The sequence below is a fragment of the Pseudoalteromonas sp. bablab_jr011 genome, assembly GCF_016464045.1.
Lineage (GTDB): Bacteria > Pseudomonadota > Gammaproteobacteria > Enterobacterales > Alteromonadaceae > Pseudoalteromonas > Pseudoalteromonas lipolytica.
The window spans coordinates 1-21,874 of sequence record NZ_JACDWU010000228.1 but is presented as its reverse complement, the minus strand read 5'-3'; the positions used below and the strand labels follow the sequence as shown (position 1 = coordinate 21,874).

The window sequence follows — 21,874 nt, the reverse complement described above, 5'->3', positions numbered from 1 at the left end:
TAAATGCGCGTGATTACAATCGCCAACTGGTTGAAGCGATGATCAAAGTGAAGGCGCTAAATAAGATCAACACCCTTGGTCTGCCTAAATATCAGTAAGTTAAGTGAGTTTATTAGAGAGCTGCATTTGATCAACAAGGCCACTACTAAACCAAAGTTTATAGTGGTTTGCTTCTATGGAAGGGTTTTCAGAAATTAATTTGTTTATCTTGCCCCTATCAAGTAAATCATCCTCTTTCAAATATGGTTTAAAATCATTTATTAGTTGTTTTACTTGATCAACCGTTAAATCATTTGAAACAGATAAGATATAACGCTTAGGTTTTAGCTTTTTTATTTTTGGTAGTTCATCATTTCTTAGTCTAGAGATCAATACTGAGTTTTTAGTGTTTTCCCAGTGCTTAGACTGAACTACAGTTAATTGATTTTTATCAATAAGCCAACCATCAATTCCTTTATCTCTTCCTGTCGCAAAGCTTCTCACATCCACCTTTAGCTTGGCGCCTACTAAATCATTTGAGAGATATTCAAAATCTCTAGGGCTTAATGTGTGAAACTTATAATCATGCATTAACTCTTTCCTTTATTAGTAACTTTTATGATTTTTTGCACATGAAACACATTAAGTCAATTAGGCTCAATGTTTTAAACTTGTTTTACTACATAAATTATAATTAATTAGTACAGTTATTTACAGAACTCCAAGTAAGAGCTTTCTTGCCATTCTGGCAAGTGGGTAGCTAAAGGTTATTATTGAAGTTGAGTTTGGGGTTTGAACTACCTATAGCTCGTTTTATAGCTTTAGGTCTTCTGAAAAGCATCAAAACAATGATTTGAATATGACTTGGTAGCTAAAGTGATTGAGTTAGGTTTTTCTAACTGCCATGGGTAAAAGCGGGTAATAAGGTTTTTACTTATCGGTTTTTTAGAATATCTGTTTGCTGGTTTTAGGGGCTACCAAGTTGCATATCAACCCGAATAACCCCCGTTTTAGTCATTGTGATGACTAATCTGTTACCTTTTCTAATGCACCTGTGCGCCATGGTTCGATGATAATTTTAATGTGGTCGTTTGGTTTAAATAAGGTGTCGAATGCGCCTTGTACACCGTCGATGCCGACTTTGCCGGTGCGCATTTTTTGCCACGCTATTTTGCCTGAGGCGATATTCTCAAGTGATTGCGCGAACTCTTCAGGTTGATAGTAATAAGAGAAAATAAGGTCGAGCTCTTTTACGGTTGCATACGCAAAGTTCACTTCGAGTGGTGCGGTATGAATGCCTGTTACAATAATTTTTGCTTTGGCTGGCGCACGCAAAATATAGTCGTTTAGTAGGCGGCTTACACCTGCACATTCAAAAATTACTACCTTGTGATCGCCTGCGAGTGTGGCCGCTGTTGTGACTTCGTCATCGGTCATGGGGTTTACGTAGTGTGTTGCACCAAACTCAAGGGCGATTTGTTTTTTACTCTCTTGCGGGTCAGAGGCAACAATATGTTTTACGCCTTGCAGTTTTAGAGCGGCAATAGCGGCAAGACCAATAGGTCCGCAACCTACGACAACGGCGACATCATCTTTATTCATGTTTGCGCGATTAACGGCATGCAAGCCCACAGCAAGAGGCTCGGTAATGGCGGCGGCTTCTGACGGCACGCCATCAGGAATAGGTAATAATAGCGCTTCATCAACAATAAAGTACTCTGAATAAGCACCATATATACCGGGTGTTACTCCAACTCCAGCACCGCCTGCCGACATTAAAATAGGCACCGATGTTACGCGTGTGCCCGCAGCAAGCTCGCCTTTTGTATCTGGACCATAGCTAACAATTTCAGCGGCATATTCGTGGCCGAGTAATACTTCTTGATCGTTCCCTGCGCTTTTATCCATGATGCCAAGGTTCTTATAAATATCAAATACATCGCTCGTATGGCGAGTAATATGAATGTCTGATCCGCAAATTCCACACGCAAGACTTTTTACAAGTACTTGTCCAGGCCCAGGTGTTGGAATGGCTATTTGTTTTACATGTAGTTGGCCATTTTGCATAGCGACCGAATTCATTTGGCTCATATGTGTATCCTCAATTGAACGGGAAAGGTTTTCACCTTGTGTGCTATCTACACTAAGTAAACTGGCAGGGTATATCTTGACTTTTTACGACAAAAACATGATAAATTGCGACATAACAAAGCAATAAGAGCATTAACATGGACTATTGTGTACGTGCAGGTTCGTTAGCTGGGTATCAAGAGTTGGTGAATGAGCTGGGTGCAAACCCTATTAGCTTATTAAAACAAGCGGGTTTTTTACCTAGCCACTTGCGTGACGCTGATAACATGATTGTATACGAAAAAGTATCGCACTTATTAGAGCTAACGGCACTGCAGCTGGCCGACCCTTTATTTGGTTTTAAGTTGGGATTACGCCAAGGGATCCGCGCGTTAGGATTAATTGGCGCACATATGGCGCAGCAAGAAAATATTGCGACAGCCTTGAGTATTGCACGTAAATATTCATTTATGCATGTGCAAGGCGCGCAGTTAGCGCTAACACATTTGACGGCAAAACAATGCGAGTTGCAAATAAGTTTAGTGATAAACGAGTTAAGCCGCAGCACACTAGTCGTGCAATTAAGCATTGCGCTTATTTACCGTATTTTACGTGATATGGCGGGGGCTGATTTTGAGCTTCAGTGTATTTGTTTACAGCAGGCTATTAGCCACGAACAGCAAAAAATACTCCGTAAGATGTTTCAATGTGAAGTTGTGCCACAGGCTCAAAATAATGCCTTATTGTTTTCATCGCATATTTTGATGAAAAAACCAATTCGTCCAGATAATTTAATTACCGACATTATTAATCAGCAATTTCAACTAAACAGTGCATTTGTAGTGCTACCTATTAGCGATTTAGTTAAGCACAGCATTACAATGTTATTACCGACAGGTGAATGCAATAAAGATAGCGTGGCTTTAAACCTTGGTATGCACCCTAAAAAGTTAGAGCGATCGCTCAAAGAAGCCGGAACAAGCTTTCGGGAAGTGTTAAATGAAACACGAAAATCAATTACGTTACGTACCCTCGAAATGAGTAATATGTCGATGACCACCTTGGCATTGAACCTTGGTTATGCAGAATTCTCGGTTTTTAGTCGCAGTTTTAAAAATTGGTTCGGGCTGTCGCCTCGTGCTTTTAAAAGGCAAATAAAGAAGTAAGCCCTCGGCGCCTTTACCGAGGGCGTATTTCTGAGTTAGTTAAAATAACCTGTATTAAGGTATAAATGTGTGACCACCCCTGCAAAATAGCCGAGCAAAATAACCGGTGTCCATTTTAAATGGCTATTAAAGGTGTATATACCACGCGCTTGCCCCATAAGAGCCACACCCGCAGCCGAACCAATTGACAATAGACTGCCGCCAATGCCAGCGGTGAGGGTAATTAATAGCCATTGACCATGAGACATATCTGGCATCATTTGCAGTACTGCAAACATCACAGGAATGTTATCTACCACAGCCGACATTAAACCTAAGATTATATTTGCACCTGTTGCTGACCAGTTGTTATAAAGCAAATCAGACAATAAGCTTAAGTATCCGATAAACCCTAAACCACCCACACAAATTACAATGCCATAGAAGAACAGTAGGGTATCCCATTCTGCGCGAGATACGCGGCTAAATACATCAAATGGCACCACATTTCCTAAGCGCTCTAAACGTTGTTTATCACCTTCACGCTCTGCCATAGCACGTTTTCTTGCCAGTGAACCCGGTAGGGTTACACGTAAGAAATAACCAAAGAATTGTAAGTAACCAAGCCCCATCATCATACCTACAACAGGGGGTAAACCAAACGCTGTTTTAAGTACCACAGCCGTAAGAATGGTAAGTAAAAATAGGCATAAAATACGGATAGCACCGCGTTTTAGTTCCACATCTTCATCGGCTGTTTGTGGGTGTTTATTGTTAATAAAGAAAGACATCACTAAAGCAGGAATAATATAGCTGACTAACGCGGGTAAAAATAAAACGAAGAACTCAGAAAAGGCAACAACATCAGCCTGCCAGACCATAAGTGTGGTTATGTCACCAAATGGGCTAAATGCACCGCCCGCATTGGCAGCAATAACAATATTAACGCACGACATAGCAATAAAGCGGTTATCATCGGTTGCTACTTTCATTACCACGGCACATAGCAGCAACGCGGTGGTTAAGTTATCTGCCACAGGCGAAATACAAAAAGCGAGTACGCCACTGATCCAAAATAATTGTTTATAACTAAAACCGCGTGCGACTAACCAGCTACGTAGGCCGTCAAATAGGCGGCGCTCTTCAAGCGCGTTAATGTACGTCATCGCGACCAGTAAAAAGAGCATTAACTCAGAGAACTCAAGCAACGCATGACGAAATGCATTGGTGCTTAAGTCCGACATGTTTTGGGCGCTGTATTGCCACGCAATTAAGGTCCAAATAATACCGGCAGCGACAAGAACCGGTTTTGATTTTCGTAAATGGATTTTTTCTTCAAGAATAACGAGTACATAGGCAAAAATAAAAATAGCGACACAGATAATGCCGACGGGGTGGTTAAGTAGGTCAATAGCGGCTGTTGTTTCAGCGTAAGCTTGGCTACTGAATCCTACCAAGGAGAGCAGGAGTCCTAGTATCAGTTTGTTCATTGTGTGTTCCATTTAGTCATATTTAGAGTCGACGGTGTTTACTGTGTGAAGCGGTGGCTATTTTAGATTTTTTTTGTACTTTTTGTAACAAAGAAGTAATAAAAATGTAGGTATATCCAATATAAATATGAGTAATGTTTAGGTATGAAGGCGCTAAAAATAGCAGGGGAAAAGTTCGTAAGGTAAATAGGCCGCGATTTCTAATGGGCAGAATCGTTAAAGGTTTTATTTAAGGTTTATTCAGCGCGGTTTATAACGATTAAATAGCGTAAATACAAAAGGGCTACAAAGTAGCCCTTAAAGGAAGTTTTGCGTTGCTTATGCAAAATGTTTTTCTAAGTCGTCTGAGCCGCCAATGTGCTGACCACCAATAAATACTTGTGGTACAGTTTCACGACCAGACAAGGCTTTTAAGCTAGTAAGTGACGCATGTTGCCCCAATACAATTTCTTCGTACACAAGGCCTTTGCTGTCTAGCAATGCTTTTGCTTTTATACAAAATGGGCAATTAGGTTTAGTAATAATGCTCACAGGCTCTGGTTTAACTTGCGCTGGGTTGATGTAATCAAGCATGGTATCAGCATCAGAGACTTCAAATGGGTCACCTGGCTTTTGTGGCTCAATAAACATTTTTTCAATCACGCCATCTTTAACAAGCATTGAATAGCGCCAGCTACGTTTACCAAAACCTAAGTCGTTTTTATCTACTAACATACCCATGCCGTCAGTAAATTCGCCATTACCATCTGGAAGCAGGGTAATATTTTGTGCTTCTTGGTTTTGTGCCCATGCGTTCATTACAAATGTATCGTTTACCGAAATACATACGATGTCATCTACCCCATTTTTCTTAAATACGGCTGCAAGCTCGTTATAGCGAGGCAAGTGAGTTGATGAGCAAGTGGGTGTAAACGCACCTGGTAAGGCAAATAACACCACGGTTTTACCTTTAAAAATGTCGTCAGTGGTGATTGACTGCCATTGCTCACCTACACGTGTTGCAAATGTAACGTTTGGTACTTTTTGACCTTCGATATTGTTTAACATTGTTTTTAATTCCTCTTGATTTGTTGAGTACTATTGTGACGGTTTGCTCTTAATAGTTCCAATCGTTTGTTTGTATTGATACGATAGGTAATACCAATCAGTAATAATGCTTAATCATTTTGAGACGGATATGAATTTAAAAGACTTTGAATATGTTAAAGCCGTTGCCCAATTTCAGCACTTTCGTAAAGCGGCCGATGCATGTTATGTCAGCCAGCCTACGTTAAGTGGGCAAATAAAAAAGCTTGAAGAAGCGCTTGGCGTGACTATTTTTGACCGCTCAACCAAGCACGTTACTATAACAGCGCAAGGGCAGCGGCTAGTTGACCAAATTATTGTAATACTTGAGCAAACTCAAGTGTTAAAAGAACTGGCCGCGAGTTCACATGACCCCCTTCAAGGTAAAGTTAATGTGGGTATTATTCCTACCATAGCGCCTTATTTATTACCTACTTTGCTGACCTCAATGAAGCATGCATTCGCTAAAACGCAGTTTTCGTTTATAGAAATGCAAACAGCACAAATATTAAGCGCCCTCGACAAGGGCGAAATAGACATTGCGATTGTCGCTGATGTGCCAGACTTAGAGAGTTATCACAAATCGGCTTTGTACAAAGAAGACTTTTTACTTGCGGTATCTGAACAGCACGCGCTGGCAAGCCATAATGAGGTTGCATTAAAACAGTTAAATGGCGGCGAGTTACTGATGCTTAATGAAGGGCACTGTTTTAAAGAGCAAGCTGAGCAGTTTTGCTTTTCGGCAGGGGTTGAAGTGTCTAATCAATATAAAGGAAACAGTTTAGAAACCTTGCTTGCGCTGGTGGCAATGGATGATGGCGTGACCTTTGTGCCAAAATTGGCGTGTTCACCTAGAGCGGGTATTAACTATGTGTCTATTGCGCCTAATCAGCAGCGTCAAATTGTGATTGCAACTCGAAAACATTACCCACATATCGCTGGGGTAGAGCAATTAGCCGCATGGCTAAATGCTCATAAGGGCTTACACGAACGCTTACTCAGCGCCCGCTAGTTCTATAATGTCGTTAATTTGAATCGCGGGCAAAGGTTGTTTATCGATACTGGTAGCAACCGCTGACTGCTGATACAGCTGTGTTACTTTCACTTGGTTTAAAGTGGTAATTTTGTGTGGCAGCTTATTTCCTTGTGCATCTGTAATGTAGTTGTGATGCGCAATATTTAAAATTTGGCCTTGTTGCAGGCCATGAGCTTTGCCCAAGTTAATAATGAGCGTGTCGTTTTCAATATGTAAGATCTTGCCTTGAGTGGGCAAACACGCCATGGCTGCTTGCAAGTCGTAGGTCAGAGTTTGGTTTACATCACTGATTGCACGGCCATAATCGGTTGCCCAAAATCTATCGCTGTAAACATCGATGATATCGGTTTTTTTGTACGGCCAGACCCCTTCTGCTTGATAGCTTTTCTCCCACAGTTTTTCATAGGTTGTGCCATCAAATAAAACATAATCGACTTTGTAAGCACGTTTAAAGCTGTCGTCCTGCCAAAATGCATAGTCGTTGTTGAGCTTTTGATTAACCGACAGGTCGCGAATACGGCTAAGCAACACGTATTGCGAATTACTGCGACTGGTTATTTCTTCAAGTAGGGCATTACTGTAATCGTATTGTTGGGTAAAAAAGTGATCAACTCTAAGAGGCACGTTGTAATAGGCTGTTGGCTTGGCTGCCATTTGCGTATTACTTAAACTGGCATACAGTTGCTCACTGATCGCTTTATTAACGTCAAAAATTTGGCCCATTCTTGCCTGTTCACGATTTACTAATTGGCTTTGTGTAACCGCGATAAACTTAGTGTATTGATTTGCAGGGCATTCTTCGGCTTGAGGGAATATATCTAAGCGAAGTGTAATGGCATAGGTGTCGTTATGACGGTCTTCGCTGATTAACTCTATTTTTTGGATCTCGCCATGACTGCTGATCTTCAACTGATCTTGTGTCAAAACCCCGTCAACAAGGGTTTGAACAGACGTTACACGGGCTCCTGAAAACACCAATGCTTGGGTGATCGCATCTTTAATGGCGGCTGATTTTGCCTGACTCGTGTCGCCATTTTTCACTACGGCATGCCCTGTAGACTCAAACCATTGAGCTAAGCTATTGTTTGAAAACACAATTGTGAAGGCTAATCCGATACCTTGTAAACTGGCTATAATTTTACGTTTCATGCTGACACCTAGCACCGATAACTATTGATTAGCCTAAACGAGCAAGGAATGTACCAGAAGTGGCATTAAACGTGCATATTTGTGACAAATGAGTTTTAAGCGGAAGCAAATTATGCGAGCACTTCTATTTATTGGGCTTGTTACCTGCGCAGCATTAACGGGCTGTAGCAGTATTTTTGATAAGCATGTTGAGTATACTTACATTGAACCAGATGACTACCCAATACTAAAAGCGGTGGGTTACGCGCCTATTAGTGCGCAGCCAGGCGGCAGTGAATCGCAACGAGCGCTGCTTGCAATTAAAGCCTCTAAGCTTGAAGCCTACCGAGAGCTGGCTGAGCAAGTTTATGGGCAAAAAATTTCCGCCGGCACCACGGTGCAAAATAGTGTTGCACACAACGATCAATTGCAAAGCCAAGTGCAAGGGGTGATCAAAGGCGCTCAGGTGATCAAAAGCTACGCTGTAGGCGATACGTATGCAACCGAATTACAGCTAGATATGAAACGCGTTCACGACCTATATATTGGTGAAATTAAGCCGCGTGAAGTAAAAAAAGTGACTTATTATTAACCGTTAAATTCTCATAGTTGCAGCTTGGGTGCTATGCTTTTAAGACTGTCGGTTTTAATAAAAGCATACTGGTGATAACACGTTACTTAAACCAAGCTGTTCTGTTCTTTGGCATGGCCTATGCTCAGTAAAGGCATTGTGAGTGCATGCCGCTTTGCTTGGCGCTATCGCTTTTTTTCGATCCTCTTTTTTTTGGTTTTATGCTTAACAAGCGTCGCGCTTGCTGAGCGTTTGGTGATTGAGTTTTCAACCTTTATCCAACAAATGCAACAGCGTTATGGTGCTAACCGAGTGACTGTCGCCAGACAGTGGCAGGGCATGCTGCAACATGCTGCAGGCTTACCCGAGCAGCAGCAAATTTTAGTTGTGAATGACTTTTTTGCCCGCACACTTCGTTATCAAACTGATATAGAACTTTGGAAGCAAAACGACTATTGGGCGACCCCTCTCGAGACCATGGGCAAAGGGTTGGGGGATTGTGAAGATTATGCGATTGCCAAGTATGTGAGTTTACGTGCGCTGGGTATCAGTGACGACAAACTTAGGCTTATTTATGTTAAAGCCCAACTCCCCGGTACTCGGCAAACCCAAGCGCATATGGTGCTCGGTTATTTTACTCAGCCTAATGCCCAACCCCTTATTTTAGACAGTTTGATTGTTAAGGTGCTGCCTGCAGCCAAACGCACAGATCTTAGTACCGTTTTTAGTTTTAATAGTAAAGGCCTTTGGGCAAATAATTCGACGCAAAGTGTGGCAGATCCAACCGCGAGACTATCGCGTTGGCGTCATATTTTAGAGCAAACGCGTAAAGAAGGAGTTAAATGGTGAGCGTATTTAAAGTGTTAAAACGCAAAAGAAATAAAACCATTACCTTAAAACAGGAATTGTGGATTGCCATTTTAACGGTGATCATTATTGGTTTTGTAAGTAGTTTGCTGATTAGTACCAGCTCGGCAAAAGAATACTTTACCACTGAGCTTAGAATGAAAAATGTCGATAATGCTAACTCGTTGGCATTAATGCTGAGTCAAATGAATAAAGATCCGGTGGAAATAGAGTTACTTATTTCGGCTACTTTTGATACTGGGTACTACCATCGTATTGAGCTCAAAGACCCCCAAGGCGACACCATAATAAAACGCATTTACCGTGGTGAGCTAACCCTAAATGCACCCCGTTGGTTTCGTCATTTATATTCGTTAAATGTGGCGCCGGGCATCGCACAAGTTAGCGATGGCTGGCAACAATTTGGTACGTTATATGTCGAAAGCCACAGCGAATATACGCAAGATGCACTGTGGCAGAGCGCCGTAAATTTATTTTATAGCTTTTTAGCGGTTGCGGTGTCTGCATGTATTGCTGGTGCTTATTTCTTATCAAAAATATTAAGCCCATTGAGCGATGTAATGAAACAAGCGGTGGCGCTGGGTGAAAAGCGCTTTATTAAATCAAAAGTGCCAAGAACCTACGAATTTGCCAAGCTTGTCACGTCAATGAACCAATTATCATCTCGCTTTAGTCGCACAGTCAAAGAAGACCGCCGACGCCTAGAAGAAATGCGCTTTAAAAGTCAGCACGACGATTTAACGGGGCTTGCTAATCGTGAGTATTTTAATGCAACGCTCGATACCTTTTTACAAAACTCACAAGCACACGGTGCTTTATTTCTGTTTAGAGTGATTAATCTTGATGCATTATCTGACCAAGTGGGACGGGTTGAAATGGTGTCATTTTTACGCCGTTTTTCAGAGTCGTTAGTGGTGTTTTTAGAATCAAATGAAGACAGTTTTCGTGAGAGCCAAATTGCACGTATGTCGCATGTCGATTTTTTAGTGTTATTTAGTGATGTCAGCGAGCTAAAAACACTCAGCGATAATGTGCTAAATATACACAAACAGTTAGTGGCAGAGTTTGCTCAAGTTGAGCTTGGGGTGTCTCATAGCTGTAGCCTTATTAAAGCCGATGATACTCGAGGAGAGTTACTAACACGCGTTGATCAGCTATTAAAAATTGCTATTGCCCAGCCAGGATGTAATGCATGCATTAACGACAATGTGCCGGTCCATCAAGAGCATATTGATGCCGACCAATGGCGCACAACAATCGAAACTGCACTTAAAGAGAATCAACTTGAAATTGCCTTATACCCGGTCAGCAGCTTTAGTGGCTCGTTACTCCAGCAGCAAATTTCATTGAGTTTACTGTTAAACGGTGAAAAATACCGCTTTGGATTTTACTACCAATGGGCACATCGCTTGCACTTATTAGCAAGGCTTGATTGGAGTTTAATGAAACTGATGATCCTTGAATATGGTGATAGTGAGGATGAATCAATACTTGCCATAGAGCTGAGCGCCGATACTTTGCGAGATGACATGGCAGTGGCCTCTATTTTAACAGGGCTTTCTGCTTACCCGAATTTAGCTAAACGCTTATGTTTTGAGGTAAGAGCGGGTTTTGCAGTGAAAGAGTTTAGTTTGTTTAGAAGCTTTTGTTCGCAAGTACACTGTATTGGCGCCAAAGTTGCGCTGAAAAGAGTGGGGGCTGAGTTTACTAAGCTCACTAAAATACAAGAACTTGGCCTTGAGATGATTAAAATTGACACGGTATATTGCCACAATATTAGTTTTAGTGAAGACAACCAAACGTTCTTACGTGGCGTATGCTCTTTAGCTCATTCTTTAGGTATTAAAGTGGTTGCAGAGGGAGTTAAAAACCCGAGTGACCAAGCCATACTGCACAGTTTAGGATTTGATGGCTTAGTCGCAATTGAGGAAAGTATCGGTTAATGGCCTTTTACGGCCAACATTAATTGCATACGATCGCGTACTTTTAATTTATTAAAAATAGAGCTCATGTGCTCTTTTACAGTCCGCTCTGTAATATGTAAGGTTTGCGCAACCTGTTTATTGGTTGCGCCAGTGACAACGTGATCAACAACTTGTTTTTCACGTTTAGTTAAACAGCTCAAATCGCATTGATGTTGGTAGCTAATAGGTTGATTTGACAAAACACCGACCAGATTCGACAGTAACTGCCCCGGTAACCAAATACCGCCTGAACACACGGTTTCTGCTACTTGCTCGATAATCACCTTACTCGCAAATGCCTCTATGTAACCACGTGCACCAAGTTGAAGTGCTTGACACAGTTGGGCTATATCAAGTTGTGTGGTCATCACGATAACGGGTATGCGTTGTGCGCTGTACTTCTCAACGAGAGACGGCCACTCAGGTCCATCGGCTAACAACCAAATTAATGTGTCTGCAATTAATTGCTTGGGTGACGAGGTATGAACGGCACAATCTGGAAACGCACTTTGCCAATGAGGCGATTGCAATTTATCTTGTGTAATAAAAATACTGCGGCGCATGAATACTCCGTAAAAATGCTGTAATTATCTCGTCTTACCTTTCGGTCATCGCTAAAGACGTTGCACGTAAAATGGGTTTGAAAAGGTATTCTAGTACGGTTTTTTTGCCGGTTATTATATCTACCTGAGTGGTCATGCCCGGAATAATGGTCAGGTTTTCTGAAAAATGATTGCGGTTCGTTTTTAACTGCACAATGTAAAACGTATTATCTCTTTCATCGGTGACGGTATCAGCACTGATATGTGTTACTTCGGCTTCTAAGCCGCCATAAATAGCAAAGTCATAGGCACTGAATTTGATCATCGCAGTTTGGCCTGGACGTAAAAAAGCGATGTCTTTCGGTAAAATTTTTGCTTCGACAACGAGCTGATCATCAAGTGGAATAATTTCAAGAGCATCACTGCCCGGTTGTAAAATGCCCCCGACGGTATTAACCAGTAAACGTTGAACCGTGCCATTCACGGGGGAGCGAATTTCGGTTTGTGTTACTTTGTCGGCAAGCCCTGATTCGGTTTCTTTTACAGCATCAAGACGAAGCAAAGCTTCTGATAACTCGTTGCTCCAGCGGTTGATCATGGCAAGCTCAACTTCGGTCACTTTGTTTTTAGCTTCGTTAATGGCTGACATGGTGCGGTTTATGGCGGCTTTGGTTCTGTTTATTTCGCCTGTGTGCTCTACTATTTGGCGCTCTAGGCGAATAATATCAATATCAGAAACAGCACCAGAGCGTAATAATGGGCGTGTGACAGACAACTCACGATTGGCCAAACTTAACGAGTTAGTGTGTTGCTGAAGTGCTGCTTTTGCTTCGGCATAATCTTGACGGCGTTGCTCTAATTGCCGCTTGTGTATAGTAACTTGCTGTTCGAGTTCTTGATTACTGCTCTCAAACATGGCTTGTTCATGGGCGATTGCCTCAGGGGCTTTTTCTATAATTTCTGGATCAAACGCGAGAGGTCTTTTTTGGGTTAACGCTTTAAGGCGCTCTACCTTTGCTGTTAACGACAGTATTTTTGCTTGGTTTTCTCTAAATGAAGAAATAAAGCGTGTTGGATCTATCTTTATTAATACATCGCCTTCGTTAACTATTTGGCCTTCTCTGACATAGATTTGCTCAATCATGCCGCCATCATAAGACTGCACGACCTGTAGTTTATGCGACGGGATAACGCGTCCTTCGCCCCGTGCTACTTCGTCGAGGTGCGCAAATGCGGCCCACATAATTAAGGCTAACAGGCTGAAACAAATAATATAAAGCAGTACTTTGGCGCTAGCAGGTTGCTGCTGCATTTTTTCCCATTGAGCATCTACTACCCAGTCTTGACTGGTTGGGGGTGATAACCAACCTGAAAATAACTTTGAAAAGAGCGAAGGGCGTTTTGTTTTTTGTTTTTCAAGTGCTTTGTTTAAGCGCTCAAACGAGCGCTGTTCAATAGGTAGGTTATTATCGCTCATGATACTTTTCCTACTGTTTGATGATTTAACGCTGATAACACTTGAGATTTCGGACCATCGGCAACCACTTTACCGTTATCGATCACAATGACACGGTCGACCAGTTCGAGTAACGAGGTTCTGTGAGTTACAACGATTAAGGTTTTTTCTTGGCAACTGCGTTTGATGTTATTAATGATCTTAGTTTCGCTGTTGTGATCAAGCGCCGAAGTTGGTTCATCCATCAACAGTATTGGCGGGTTATTTAACAGTGCTCGGGCAATACCAACCGCCTGACGTTGACCCCCAGAGAGTAATCGGCCTTGCTCACCAACTTGCATGTCGAACCCATCGGGGTGAGAGTTTATAAGTTCAAATAACTGACTTTGCTGGCATGCCGAAAGTATTTGCTCATCTTTAGCGTGCCACGCACTGAGGGTGATGTTGTCTTTTAACGAACCAAAAAATAATGAAATGGTTTGGGGTACATACCCAATGTTGTGCCTAAGCTCTGCGGGGTCTATTTGGTGGATGTCGTTATTATCAATTGAAATAGTGCCCGCCGTTGGCTCATACAAACCTAAAATTAGTTTTTCTATGGTGCTTTTCCCTGAGCCATTGCGCCCTAAAATAGCTACTTTTTCACCGGCTTTTATTTTAAAGCTAACCCCACTGAGCGCTTCGTTGCTTTCATCGGTATATTTAAAGCGTACGTCGTTAAATTCTATGTCGCCAAGCAACACTGGATGACTTAACCAATGTTTGCCTGTGGGGCGCTCAACGTCTTTTTCCATGATTTCATTTAACGAGTGCATTGCAATTGCGGCATGATGAAATTGCGCGAGTACAGCCGCAGATTGACTAATAGGAGCCATAGTACGTGACGACAATAAGTAAGCGGCAATTAGCCCCCCTTGGGTTAAATCACCTTCGATAATTAGGTGTACACCTATTAACATAATCACCACACCAACACATTGCTGAACCCACGAGCCAGCATTGGCTATAGAAGATGATATTAAGCGACTTTGGGCATTGACTCGGGCTATAAAAATCGTTGATTTTTCCCAGTTTGACTGGGTTTTACATTCACTGTGAAAGCTTTTGACATCTTCAATGTTTGTTAAGCTTTCAACCAAAACAGCATTGCGCATAGAGCTTGCTTTCATGGTTTGTTCTGAGAGGCTCTCGAGTTTTCGATGGGCAGCCAGCGCGTAACTCATTAATAGCAGTGCCCCAACGATAATAGGTAAACTTAATTCAACGCCAATAATCGCGATGACTGTGAGGTAAAGCAGTACGAAAGGTAAATCGACAAGGGCAATTAAAGTAATGGAGCTAAAAAAGCTGCGCACTGCCTCAAATGATTGAATATTACTGGCAAACGAGCCTGCTGACGCAGGACGGTTTTTTAACTTCATACCCAACACGCGTTCCATGATCACTGCCGACACTTTGACATCAATACGACTGGCTGCCAGCTCTACAAAATAACTGCGCACGAGTCTGAGAATAAAGTCTGCGGTAAGGGCAATTAGTACGCCTGTGGCAAGCACCCATAACGTTTCAGTGGCATGGTTAGGCACAACGCGGTCATAAACATTCATGACAAACAATGGCATTGCAATGGAAAGAATGCCCAAAGCAATGGCAGAAATAATGACATCTTTGTATAAGCTTCGACACTCTTTAATGACACCCCAAAACCAGCCGTCTTTCGACAGTTTTTGCAGTACGGGGGAGCGCGCATCAAAGGCAAACTCGGGTTGTGCATAAATGATCATTGATGTACTGGTTTTATAAAGCTCTTCAAGGCTTAATGTCACAGCAGAGTCTGGCATCTCGGGGTAGATCACTTCGACTTTATCATTTTGAGTGTCGAGTTTTGTAATGACGCAAGCCTCATTCCCTTGCAAAATTAATACGGCGGGTAACAAAGCAACGTTTAAGTCGCAAAGTGCTTTGCGCACAACCTTGGTTTTAAAACCAATACGTTTTGCTGCTCGCGAGAAACCCGATGGCGTTAATAAGCCATCCTCAAGGGGAAGCCCACTAAGCAGTGTTTCACGAGAAAACTCTCGATCATGATAGCGGCATAAAATTTCTAGGCAGTCTACAAGACTGCCGCCGTGGTCGAGTACATCGTTCTCTTGCATAAAATGTCCATTATTAATAAACCTAAAGTTTAAGACCAGCCGTCTTTCATGGCGGGTGGGCGATTACCTTTTTCGGTTATTACCGCTTCAATGCGACGATTTGCTGCGTTTGCGCGAACAGAAATCTCATTTATTCTTGGCTGATCAATTCCATAGCCTAATGACTTCACTCTTGTTGGTGAGATACCGTATTGTTGAATGAGTATTTCAGCGACCGAAAAAGCACGTTTTTCTGACAGTTTTTTATTGTAAAGAGCAGGGCCTTCTAATGAAGCATGGCCTTGGATTTCGACATTTTTACTGGGGTGTTCTTTTAAGAAGTCTGCCAGTCTTGCAATTTCTTGCATATATTCAGGGCGTACAACACTAGAGTCGGCGAGAAAGGGAATACCTATTTCGACATTGCTAGTGTTGCTACGGTACTTTGTACAGCCTCTTTCATCGACCTCCGTAAAAGCAGGAGTTGATGGGCAATCATCATTTTCGTTAGCGACGCCGTCGTTGTCATCGTCAACGAAGGTGCTTGCGGGTGTTGTTGGAATGGTGAGATAACTCGGCATGGCTGTAACACTCATATACGCGTTATCTTGTTGCTTCTTTTTTTGTAAAAAGGCTTGTCGACTCAGGGTCGCTGCAACATCAAATTTAGGACAAATACTGTCAGCACTGAGTGCGATAGGATCGTCGGTTAGCTCACTGATTGCAGGAAATTTATCTGATTTTACATTGAGGGTTTCAAGTAATTTCCCCATTTCGGCCAGCATCGTTAGTATGGCTGCTTGTCTATCGTAAAGGGCTGCAGTGTAAGAGCGATTAGATTGAAATGATTCATTCTCTGCATCAAGTACATCGAGCAATGTGCGCTGACCAATATCGAATTGGTCTTTGTAGGCGTATTTAACTTTTTGCGACGATTCTTTATGGTTAGCGAGCGAAGGTATTTTACTTTGTAGAACTTGTACACTGTTGTAGGCGATTTGTAAGTTCTGCCTTATTTCTATACATGTTTGATCGCGTTGATATTTAGCAACGTTCACTTCTTGATAGGCTTGGTCTAGATTTGCGCTATCGAGTCCGCCGTTATAGAGGTTGTATCTCACATCAATACCAACACGTGCCTCAGAGCGGGTTTCGTTTAACCCTAACTCGTCTCGGTCTTGCATGCCGTAGCGTGCTGATAAATCAACATTCGGATGAAAGGCCGATTTTTGCGAGTCTGCATTGGCTTTTTGTGCTTCGATATTGTAAAGCGATGCATAAAAATTTGGGCTGTTTTTATAGGCGATATCAAGGGCTTGATTTATTGTGATGGGGATTGCGTCATCACTCAACTTTGCCTTTACCGTACCTTGAGTCGGAAGCTCGCCAATAATACGCAAATAGCGTGCACTGACATCATGCAAGTTTTCATATTCTGTCATCACGTTTGACTGCGCTAATGACAGACGACCACTAATTTGTTCAAGATCAGCAGCACGCGCAACGCCAGCTCCCACACTTTGTTCAATCTGCTGATAAACCGATTCATGTTCTTTAAGGTTAATTTCAGCAAGTTCAACAAGCTCGGTAAACTTTTGTACGTCTAAATAAGCGATACTTGCAGCGAGTGCTGTTTTTTCGGCTTGATCTAATAATTCGAAATAACGTATTAATTGGATTCGTTCAAAACGTTTTACGTTATTTGAGGTTCTGAAACCATCGTAAAGCATTTGCCCGAGCGTTAATTCGGCAGTGTTACGGTTATATTCTTCTTCAATACCGTAATTGCGCTTTTCGTACCCAGCACTGGCCGACACATCCACTGTGGGTAAATAGCCAGAACGTGCCGCATCAATACCATGCATAGATGCTTTAAATGCATGCCAAGCTTGTTGCACTTCAGGGTTGGTTGAAATTGCTTTATCTGCCACATAATTTAGCGGCATCACTGAAACTTGTTCTGCATTAGCATTAAAAAAGCTGCCGTTTGCAGCAAATAATAAAGTGAAAAATACAGAGAGTTTCTTGGTAGTGAACTTTTCGCTAATAGTCATATCATCCTCTTTTATCGACTAAATTTAATTCACGCTAAGTTAGTTTTAGTCAACAAATTTAGATACTGCAAATACTTCTTTTGTATTATTTTGCGGGTGTTTGATCACATTTTTCGTGTACCCGCACTTTAGTTCTATAGTATTAGCTTTATGTAAAACCTGTACCATAGTCCAGTAACTAAGTGCTGTTTCTCTACTAGATTTACGTTATACGCGTGCAATTTAAATATGTTGAGGAATAGCAAATGGATGCGAACCAATTATTAGTTATTGATGTACAAGGCTCTGCCGGTATTATTCAAGCCGATGGGTCAATTAAAGCACTGAGTGTGGGTGATGTTATCACTGTGGGTGATACCGTTATCACTGCGGATAAGTCAACATTGTTAATTGACGTGCAAGGTGAGTCTTTATCTATTCCTGCTAATAAAAAGGTCACCATTACGCCGGACCTACTCGCAAAAGAGGTCAAAGATAGCTCTGAAAATACGGTGTTTGATGACAGTATTGACGACGCCATTGCAAGCTTGAATCAACCAAATCAAGCAACCCCAGACCCGCAACAAGGTGGTGACATAAGCGACTTTTTAGATGCGCTTGAAGGCGGGGGCGATATTTTCGATAGCTTAGAAGCCACTGCCGCTGGTGGTACAGGGGGAGCGACCTCAGGTGGCGGTACTTCATTTGTAGAATTAGCACGTATTGCAGAGGGCATTGACCCTTCAAGTCTCGCATTTGATGATAGTTTTAATAGCGATAGCAGTGGTATTTTTTCGCCGCGTGATACAACCGATGGTGTTGTCCCAACAGACACCTTAACGGCAACGGTTAGTATTGATGACCCAGGTGTTATAAATAACTCTCAACCTGTGATCACAGGAACCACTGAAAATCTTGTTGGTGAAACAGTCACTGTGACTGTCACCGATGTGAATGGTAATAACCAAGTGGTTACGGTTGTTGTTCAACCCGATGGTACCTTTACGACTCCACCTTTGGATCCACTGCCTGACGGCCCTATTGTGATTGAAGTGGTTGCTATTGACCCAGATGGCGACCCTGTTAGTGACACGATTGGTGCGAATATCGATACCATCGCGCCTGTTGTTACCATTAATGAATTGCCCGACTCTGCGTCACAAACGGTGGTGATTAATGGCTCTGTATCAGGCATTAGCGCAGGTGATGATGTCACAATTACGGTGACAGACAGCGCAGGGCAAGTACAAACATTTGTCACCCAAGTTGATGAGCAAGGTAATTGGAGTATTACCACTGAAGCGCTTGCTGAAGGTTTATATACCGTATTGGCTTCGGCTGTAGATGCGGCAGGTAACGAAGGCACCGATACAGAAAATGGACTCGTTGATTTAACGGCACCGGTGATAAACATAGACCCAATTGGTGAAACTAATGACACAACCCCCACGATTTCAGGCAATGTGAGTGGGGTGACTGTTGGCAGTGAGATCACGGTGGTGATTACTGCAGCTGATGGCGCTATTCAAACCGTGATAGCGATTGTTGCTGACGACGGTAGCTGGACAATTGATGTGCCAGTTGCGTTGGTTGAAGGCGAGTTTACCGTGACAGCCACTGTTTTAGACGCAGCGGGTAACGAAGCACAAGCAAGCACCACTGGTATTATTGATGTAACCGCCCCGATAATAAATATTACCCCAATTGATGATACGCAAGACACCACGCCAACCATAACCGGTAATGTAGTCGGTGTGGTTGAAGGTAGCGTTGTGACGGTTGTGGTAACCGATATAAATGGCCAAGTACAGACTTTAACCGCCCTCACCGATGCTAATGGTAATTGGACTCTCGATGTTCCAAGTGAACTGGCTGAAGGGTCGTTTGAGGTGACTGCAACTGTCAGCGACTTGGCAGGAAACCAAGCACAGGATAGCGCAACAGGGGTGATTGACTTAACGGCACCAGACATCACCTTAACTGCCATTGCCAATACGAATGACACCACGCCTGTGTTTGTTGGTCGTGTAGAGGGGGTGCCAGAAGGCACACAAGTGACTATTCAAGTTGTGGGTAGTGATGGCCAATCGCAATCGCTTACAGCGTTTGTGTTAGCTGATGGCAGCTATAGTGTGGAGGCGAGCACAGCATTACCGGAAGGCGGTTTTACTGCGATTGCAACAGTATCAGATCCGGCAGGAAATTCTGCGACGGCTAATACTTCTGGGACAGTGGCGTTTTCGCCTATTTCAATCACGATCGATTCTATTGCAGATAGCAACGACACCACGCCATTACTAAGTGGTCAAACTGAGGGAGTTGCGCCGGGCACAACTATCATGCTGTCTGTTACAGCAAGTGATGGTAGCGTATTTAATTTATTAGCAATTACACAAGCTGACGGAAGTTGGTCTATTCAAATGACTCAACCTCTTCCTGAGGGGGATTTTACGGTTGTAGCAACCGTGCTAGACCCACAAGGTAACGAAGCGCAAGCTACTGCAATCGGTAATGTTGACTTAACAGTCAGTATTAACTTTATTATTGATACCAATGACACAACCCCCAGTGTATCGGGTTCGACCCAAGATGTTGCCCCAGGCGCAGTGGTCACTGTGACCTTTATAGGCAGTGATGGCGCGACAGAAACAATACAGGTTATTACTGATGCAAATGGTGATTGGTCTGTAGAGGCCACCATTCCTCTGGTCGAAGGCCAATTTACCGTCACGGCAACCGTTACGGATGAGGTGGGTAACACGGCCACAGCCAGTGAAATTGGTGAAATTGACTTAACCGATCCAACTATTTTCATTGATCCCCTTAATGATACCAATGACACAACGCCAACAATTTCAGGGTCAGTACTTGATGTACCCGCGGGTACTACCATTTCATTGCTTGTGACAGACAGCAATGGAGTAACGCAAACACTAACAGCTACAACCGATGCGCAAGGTAACTGGCAGGTCGATGTTGCCAGCGAATTAGCCGAAGGCGATTACACTGTCACAGCAAGTGTCAGTGATGAAGCCGGGAATACCAGCACCGCTACTGCAACAGGTACTATCGATTTGACCGCGCCTATTATCAACATTGATACAATGGCTGATAGTAACGACACAACGCCGACAATATCAGGCACGACGCAAGGACTTGATGCAGCAACGACAGTCACGGTAAGTGTGACAGACAGTGCAGGCAGTACACAAACATTCACAACAATTACTAATGCCGATGGTAGCTGGTCAGTTACAGTCACTGATGAATTAGCAGAAGGTGAATTTACGGTTGTTGCACAAACACAGGACAAAGCGGGTAATAGTGCTGAAGATACTGAAACAGGTGTTATTGATTTAACCGCTCCGAGCATTGCGATAGAGGAATTTACGGATTCAAATGATGTTACACCCGTTATATCGGGTGTTGTTTCGGGCGTTGAGCCAGGCACTTTAGTCACTATTACGCTTGTTGATAGCAATGGCAATCAACAGGTCTTAACTGCGGTTGTAAATGCTGACAACACGTGGCAAGTCGGTGCAAATCAGGTCTTAGCAGAAGGTGAGTTTACAATCACCGCCACGGTGAGTGACCCTGCGGGTAATCAAGCACTTGATACAGCAACAGGCGTTATTGATTTAACGGCTCCTATTATTGCTCTTGATTCCCTTGGAAGCAGTGCAGACAACACCCCGACTATCACGGGGACGGTGCAAGGCGTTAATGCGGGTACAACCGTCACGCTTGTGGTCACTGACTCTAATGGCAATAGCCAAACGTTCACGGCCTTAACCAACAGCGCAGGTGGCTTTAGTGCGGATGTACCAAACGGCCTAGCAGAGGGGGAATACACGGTAACTGCTTCAGTGGCAGACGAAGCTGGTAATCAAGCGCTTGATACCGCAACGGGTAATATCGACTTAACCGCGCCAATTATTGATCTTGACCCCTTAGGGAGCAGTGCCGACAACACCCCGACCATTACAGGTACGGTACAAGGTGTTAATGCTGGAACAACAGTCACGCTCGTGGTCACTGACTCCAACGGCAATAGTCAAACATTTACAGCGGTAACCAACAGTAATGGTGGCTTTAGTGCAGATGTGCCTACAAGCCTTGCTGAAGGTGAGTATACCGTAACAGCCTCGGTGGCAGATGATGCAGGCAACCAAGCCTCTGACACTGAAACAGGTCTAATCGATAGTTCATCACTGACTATTTTAATAGACGCTGTCGGTGAGACAAATGATATAATATATGGACGCTCCCTTGAAGTCAAGACGAGCTAATGTATAAACATCAAAATTGATGCCTTTATTTTATTATCATGTATCTCATATCACAGTAATGATGCGTCACAAGCTTGCTGAAAAGCAAAGGTACTGACATATAT

The 21,874-nt window shown here is 43.0% G+C and carries 15 protein-coding genes; 6 read left to right on the top strand and 9 right to left on the bottom strand.

Features of this window, described 5'->3' with window-relative positions; translation table 11 throughout:
* Window positions 1-99 precede the first annotated feature (99 nt).
* Both JIG41_RS13695 and JIG41_RS13690 read right to left on the bottom strand, forming a co-directional pair.
* Entirely contained in the window at window positions 100-570 is a 471-nt protein-coding gene (locus JIG41_RS13695) for a restriction endonuclease (protein ID WP_199524942.1), read from the bottom strand.
* Window positions 571-1,005: 435 nt separating this feature from the next.
* Window positions 1,006-2,070, bottom strand: a complete 1,065-nt coding sequence (locus tag JIG41_RS13690; RefSeq protein ID WP_065978391.1) for a zinc-binding dehydrogenase — start codon at window positions 2,068-2,070, stop codon at window positions 1,006-1,008.
* 137 nt (window positions 2,071-2,207) lie between these two features.
* On the opposite strand from JIG41_RS13690, the gene JIG41_RS13685 reads away from it, so the two are divergent.
* Window positions 2,208-3,215 (top strand): AraC family transcriptional regulator, encoded by a 1,008-nt coding sequence (locus JIG41_RS13685; RefSeq protein ID WP_199524941.1) that lies wholly within the window; start codon window positions 2,208-2,210, stop codon window positions 3,213-3,215.
* A gap of 35 nt (window positions 3,216-3,250) precedes the next feature.
* On the opposite strand, the gene nhaD is transcribed toward JIG41_RS13685, so the two are convergent.
* A complete protein-coding gene (nhaD, locus tag JIG41_RS13680) occupies window positions 3,251-4,684 on the bottom strand; it encodes a sodium:proton antiporter NhaD (RefSeq protein WP_036970244.1) in 1,434 nt (477 codons plus the stop codon).
* A 318-nt stretch (window positions 4,685-5,002) separates the two neighbouring features.
* A complete protein-coding gene (locus JIG41_RS13675) occupies window positions 5,003-5,731 on the bottom strand; it encodes a glutathione peroxidase (RefSeq protein ID WP_036970241.1) in 729 nt (242 codons plus the stop codon).
* A gap of 130 nt (window positions 5,732-5,861) precedes the next feature.
* Here JIG41_RS13675 and JIG41_RS13670 point away from each other — a divergent pair, with 130 nt between their 5' ends.
* A complete protein-coding gene (locus JIG41_RS13670; RefSeq protein ID WP_036971689.1) occupies window positions 5,862-6,761 on the top strand; it encodes a LysR substrate-binding domain-containing protein in 900 nt (299 codons plus the stop codon).
* On the opposite strand, the gene JIG41_RS13665 is transcribed toward JIG41_RS13670, so the two are convergent.
* Window positions 6,744-7,934 carry a flagella assembly protein FlgT gene (locus JIG41_RS13665; protein WP_036970238.1) on the bottom strand — a complete coding sequence of 397 codons (1,191 nt, stop codon included), beginning with the start codon at window positions 7,932-7,934 and terminating at the stop codon, window positions 6,744-6,746. The genes JIG41_RS13670 and JIG41_RS13665 overlap by 18 nt on opposite strands.
* A 112-nt stretch (window positions 7,935-8,046) precedes the next feature.
* Here JIG41_RS13665 and JIG41_RS13660 point away from each other — a divergent pair, with 112 nt between their 5' ends.
* The 3 genes from JIG41_RS13660 (at window position 8,047) to JIG41_RS13650 (ending at window position 11,294) form a co-directional block, all read left to right on the top strand.
* Window positions 8,047-8,505: an LPP20 family lipoprotein gene (locus tag JIG41_RS13660; RefSeq protein WP_036970235.1), complete on the top strand. Its 459-nt coding sequence runs from the start codon at window positions 8,047-8,049 to the stop codon at window positions 8,503-8,505.
* A gap of 120 nt (window positions 8,506-8,625) precedes the next feature.
* Window positions 8,626-9,333 carry a transglutaminase-like cysteine peptidase gene (locus JIG41_RS13655; protein ID WP_199524940.1) on the top strand — a complete coding sequence of 236 codons (708 nt, stop codon included), beginning with the start codon at window positions 8,626-8,628 and terminating at the stop codon, window positions 9,331-9,333.
* Window positions 9,327-11,294, top strand: coding sequence for a LapD/MoxY N-terminal periplasmic domain-containing protein (locus tag JIG41_RS13650; protein WP_199524939.1), 1,968 nt, complete (start codon window positions 9,327-9,329; stop codon window positions 11,292-11,294). Before JIG41_RS13655 ends, JIG41_RS13650 begins: the two co-directional genes overlap by 7 nt.
* Here JIG41_RS13650 and JIG41_RS13645 read toward each other — a convergent pair.
* Genes JIG41_RS13645 through JIG41_RS13630 form a run of 4 tightly spaced genes read right to left on the bottom strand, consistent with a single transcriptional unit; the run spans window position 11,291 to window position 17,502 of the window.
* Complete coding sequence (locus JIG41_RS13645) at window positions 11,291-11,878, bottom strand: response regulator transcription factor (protein ID WP_036970232.1); 588 nt, start codon at window positions 11,876-11,878, stop codon at window positions 11,291-11,293. The two genes, JIG41_RS13650 and JIG41_RS13645, sit on opposite strands and share 4 nt — an antisense overlap.
* Window positions 11,879-11,912: 34 nt before the next feature.
* Window positions 11,913-13,334: an HlyD family type I secretion periplasmic adaptor subunit gene (locus JIG41_RS13640; protein WP_199524938.1), complete on the bottom strand. Its 1,422-nt coding sequence runs from the start codon at window positions 13,332-13,334 to the stop codon at window positions 11,913-11,915.
* Window positions 13,331-15,469, bottom strand: a complete 2,139-nt coding sequence (locus JIG41_RS13635) for a type I secretion system permease/ATPase (protein WP_199524937.1) — start codon at window positions 15,467-15,469, stop codon at window positions 13,331-13,333. The genes JIG41_RS13640 and JIG41_RS13635 overlap by 4 nt, the downstream gene beginning before the upstream one ends.
* A gap of 29 nt (window positions 15,470-15,498) precedes the next feature.
* Window positions 15,499-17,502, bottom strand: coding sequence for a TolC family outer membrane protein (locus JIG41_RS13630; protein ID WP_227006835.1), 2,004 nt, complete (start codon window positions 17,500-17,502; stop codon window positions 15,499-15,501).
* A gap of 245 nt (window positions 17,503-17,747) precedes the next feature.
* Here JIG41_RS13630 and JIG41_RS13625 point away from each other — a divergent pair, with 245 nt between their 5' ends.
* Entirely contained in the window at window positions 17,748-21,770 is a 4,023-nt protein-coding gene (locus JIG41_RS13625; protein ID WP_199524936.1) for a retention module-containing protein, read from the top strand.
* Window positions 21,771-21,874 lie beyond the last annotated feature (104 nt).